Annotated in this window: 1 protein-coding gene; it reads right to left on the reverse strand. The window is 51.8% G+C overall.

Annotated features, from left to right (window positions below; genetic code table 11):
* Window positions 1-249, reverse strand: a 249-nt coding sequence (locus SB725_RS31170; protein ID WP_410923264.1) for a HAMP domain-containing protein, incomplete at its 3' end; no start/stop codon positions are given.
* Window positions 250-274: the final 25 nt, after the last annotated feature.

Below are 274 nucleotides of genomic sequence, written 5' to 3' on the forward strand. Positions count from 1 at the left end.
CGCGATTTGCTCCGTCGCTTTACTCGTTTGCTCCGAGCTTGCTGTCAATTGCTCGGCAGTGGACGCAACATGCTCCGAGCTTACGCTGACACGCGTGAGAAGCTGGCGCAAATTGTCTGTCATCATGTTCACATTTTCACCGAGCTGACCGATCTCATCGCGGCTTTTCCAGACGATTTTTTCTCCTGTTAAATCACCAGCAGCAACCTTTTTCACGAGGGTAGCCATGGACACCAACGGTTTGGAAATATACCCGGAGGCAAACCAGGTGAGG

The organism is Pseudomonas sp. SIMBA_041, from assembly GCF_046535095.1.
Taxonomy (GTDB): Bacteria; Pseudomonadota; Gammaproteobacteria; order Pseudomonadales; family Pseudomonadaceae; genus Aquipseudomonas; species Aquipseudomonas mucoides.